Here is a 3,504-nt window from a genome sequence, read left to right on the forward strand (position 1 = left end):
GCGTCGACCTGCTGCCGGCCACCGGCTGGCGCCGGGCGGCCGTCGGCGAGGTCAACGCCTTCGGCGACCTGCTGCCCGGGCTCACCGGCCTGCCCGGCAGCGGCGCCGAGGGCCTGGACACCTACGCGGCACAGGTCGCCGCCGCCCTCACCCGGCACACATCGCCACCCCGCCCGCACGAGAACGGAACGAACACGCCCCATGCCCTCGCCTGACCCGACCCCTGCGCACCAGCCCCCGGGCCGCGCCGGGCAACCGGACATGAACCGGATCATCGGCAGCCACGACCTGCTGCTGGTCACCCTCGACACCCTGCGACACGACGTCGCGGCCGAACTGGCGGCGGCGGGCCGCATCCCCCACCTGGCCCGCCACCTGCCCGGCGGCCGGTGGGAGGAACGCCACGCCCCGGGCAGCTTCACCTACGCCTCCCACCAGGCCATGTTCGCCGGCTTCCTGCCGACACCGGCGACCCCCGGCCCGCATCCCCGGCTGTTTGCCGCGCGTTTCGCGGGCAGCGAGACCACCGCCGACGGCACCTATGTCTACGACACCCCCGACCTGGTCTCCGCCCTCGCGAAGGACGGCTACCACACGGTGTGCATCGGGGGAGTGGGCTTCTTCAACAAGCAGGGCCCGCTCGGCTCGGTCCTGCCCGGACTGTTCCACGAGTCCCACTGGGAACCGGAGTTCGGCGTCGCCTCGCCCACCTCCTTCGAGGCCCAGGTGACCCGCGCCGAACAGGTCGTGAGCCGGCTCCCCGCCGACCGGCGGCTGTTCCTCTTCGTCAACGTGTCGGCCCTGCACCAGCCCAACTGGTTCCACCAGCCCGGCGCCACCCGCGAGGCCGGCGACACCCGCGCCACGCACGCCGCCGCACTCGAATACGTCGACCGGCACATCGGCCGCCTGTTCGCCGCCGCGAGCAGCCGGCGCCCCTGCTTCGCCATCGTCTGCTCCGACCACGGCACCGCCTACGGCGACGACGGCTACACCGGGCACCGCCTCGGCCACCCGTCCGTGTGGACCGTGCCCTACGCCCACTTCGTCCTCGACCCCGACCACCGCCAGGAACCCACGCCCGCCGAGGCCGCCCGATGACGCTCGCCCCCCAGCCCACCGACGCAAGCCCGTACCAGAGCTACGTCTACGCCTACCCCCACAAGACCGCCTACGGCCCCCTGCCCGACCGCCCCGCGCTCACCACCCTGTGGGCGGGGGAACCCAAGGACGCCCTCTCCCTCTATCTGCACGTGCCGTTCTGCGAGGTCCGCTGCGGCTTCTGCAACCTGTTCACCCGGATCGGTGCCCCCGACGGCCTCACCACCGCCTACCTCGACGCCCTGGAACGCCAGGCGACGACGGTCCGCGCCGCCCTCGGCGACACCGCCGGTGTCCGCTTCGCGACGGCCGCGTTCGGCGGCGGCACACCCACCTTCCTCACCGCCGCCGAACTCCAGCGCCTGTGCGACATAGCCGAGCACCGGATGGGCGCCGACCTGCGGGCCGTACCGCTCTCCGTCGAGGCGTCACCCGCCACCGCCACCGCCGACCGCCTCGCGGTCCTCGCCGACCGGGGCACCACCCGGCTCAGCCTCGGCGTGCAGAGCTTCGTCGACACCGAGGCCCGCGCCGCCGTACGCCCCCAGCGCCGCGCGGACGTCGAGGCGGCCCTCGCCCGGATCCGGGACACGGCCATCCCCGTGCTGAACATCGACCTCATCTACGGCATCGACGGCCAGACCGACGCCACCTGGCTGCACTCCCTGGACGCCGCCCTCGCCTGGCACCCCGAGGAGCTGTACCTCTACCCCCTCTACGTCCGCCCCCTCACCGGCCTCGACCGCCGCCGCCCCGGCCCCGACCCGGCCTGGGACGAGCAGCGGCTGCGCCTGTACCGGCTGGGCCGCGACCACCTCCTCGCGCACGGCTACGTCCAGCACTCCATGCGCATGTTCCGCCGCGCCGACGCCCCGCCCCAGGGCCCGGACGACTACGCCTGCCAGACCGACGGCATGATCGGCCTCGGCTGCGGAGCCCGCTCGTACACGGCCGGTCTGCACTACTCCTTCGACTACGCCGTGGGCATGCACGAGATCCGCGCCATCATCGACGACTACGTGGCCCGGCCCGCCGCCGGCTTCGCGCACGCCGAGTACGGCCGCCGCATGACACCGGACGAGTTCCGCCGCCGCCATCTGCTGCAGTCCCTGCTCCAGGCCGACGGCCTGCCGGTCGCCGACTACCGGGCGCGCTTCGGCACCGACCCCGCCGAGGACTTCGGCGCCGAGCTGAGCCGCTTCGCCGGCCGCGGCTGGCTGGAGCCGGACGGCACCCGCCGGCTGCGCCTGACCGCGGAAGGGCTGGCGCACTCCGACGCGATCGGCCCCCGGCTGTTCTCCCCGGCCGTACGGGCGGCGATGGCCGCCTATGAAAGCAAGTAGGCGGCCCCGTGGACCTGACGATCCTCTACCGCGGCCCGCTCGCCTCCTGCGACTACGACTGCCCCTACTGCCCGTTCGCCAAGCGGCGCGACACCCCGGAACAGCTGCGCGCCGACCGTGCCGCCCTCGACCGCTTCACCGCCTGGGCCGCCGACGGGACCGACGACCGCCTGTCGGTGCTGTTCACCCCGTGGGGCGAGGGCCTGGCCCGGTCCTGGTACCGGCGGGCCCTGGTGGACCTGTCCCGGCTGCCGCACATCCGCCGCGTCGCCATCCAGACCAACCTCAGCTGCCGCACGGACTGGCTGGCCGACGCCGACCCCGCCACCGTGGCCCTGTGGTGCACCTACCACCCCGGGCAGACCCCGTACGACCGTTTCCTGGCCAAGTGCCGCGACCTCGCCGAGCGCGGCATCCGGTACAGCGTCGGCATCGTGGGCCTGCCCGAGCACCTGGACCACGCCCGCCGGCTGCGCGCCGACCTGCCGGACCACGTCTACCTCTGGGTGAACGCCGCCGAGGGCCACACCTACACCGACGCGGCCGCCGCCACCTGGACGGACCTGGACCCGCTGTTCCCCTACAGCCGCCATCCGCACGCCAGCGCCGGGCTGCCCTGCCGCACCGGCGAGTCGGTCGTCTCGGTCGACGGCGAGGGCACCGTCCGCCGCTGCCACTTCGTCCGCACCGAACTGGGCAACCTCTACGACGGCTCCTACCGTGCGGCGCTCGCCCCGCGCCCCTGCCCGCTGGCCGTGTGCGACTGCCACATCGGCTACGTCCACCTGGAGACGCTCCCGCTGTACGACGTCTTCGCGGGCGGGGTCCTGGAGCGGATACCCGCCGGTCACTGAGGCCGCTCCCGTTTTCCCGTCCGGCGCGGGGGAACCCGGGCCTGCCGAGGAGTGGAGCGGAGGACGCCATGAGCGCACACACCGGCGAGCCCGCCGACCGGTACGGGCGGGCCCGCGACGAGAAGGAGCCCGGAGCGCACTCGGGCGCCGAGAGCCAGGCACACGAGCGCACCGTCCCGGGCACGGCGAGCGCCAAGGAGGGCTAC

Annotated in this window: 3 protein-coding genes and 1 pseudogene; all 4 read left to right on the forward strand. The window is 74.2% G+C overall.

What is annotated here, in order from left to right:
• A pseudogene (locus H5J33_RS27825) lies at nt 1-215 on the forward strand (hypothetical protein); the annotation flags it as partial.
• Nucleotides 216-261: 46 nt separating this feature from the next.
• Complete coding sequence (locus H5J33_RS27830; RefSeq protein WP_181797594.1) at nt 262-1,101, forward strand: STM4013/SEN3800 family hydrolase; 840 nt, start codon at nt 262-264, stop codon at nt 1,099-1,101.
• Nucleotides 1,098-2,444 (forward strand): STM4012 family radical SAM protein, encoded by a 1,347-nt coding sequence (locus tag H5J33_RS27835; protein WP_181797595.1) that lies wholly within the window; start codon nt 1,098-1,100, stop codon nt 2,442-2,444. The genes H5J33_RS27830 and H5J33_RS27835 overlap by 4 nt, the downstream gene beginning before the upstream one ends.
• A gap of 8 nt (nt 2,445-2,452) precedes the next feature.
• On the forward strand, nt 2,453-3,298 hold the full coding sequence (locus H5J33_RS27840; RefSeq protein WP_181797596.1) for an STM4011 family radical SAM protein: 846 nt from the start codon (nt 2,453-2,455) through the stop codon (nt 3,296-3,298).
• Nucleotides 3,299-3,504 lie beyond the last annotated feature (206 nt).

The organism is Streptomyces sp. WELS2 (assembly GCF_013870595.1).
GTDB lineage: Bacteria > Actinomycetota > Actinomycetes > Streptomycetales > Streptomycetaceae > Streptomyces.

What these genes read in the sequence shown, in the direction of transcription:
- H5J33_RS27830 (WP_181797594.1), top strand. Translation starts at nt 262, where the DNA reads ATGAACCGGATCATCGGCAGCCACGACCTGCTGCTGGTCACCCTCGAC.
- H5J33_RS27835 (WP_181797595.1), top strand. Translation starts at nt 1,098, where the DNA reads ATGACGCTCGCCCCCCAGCCCACCGACGCAAGCCCGTACCAGAGCTAC.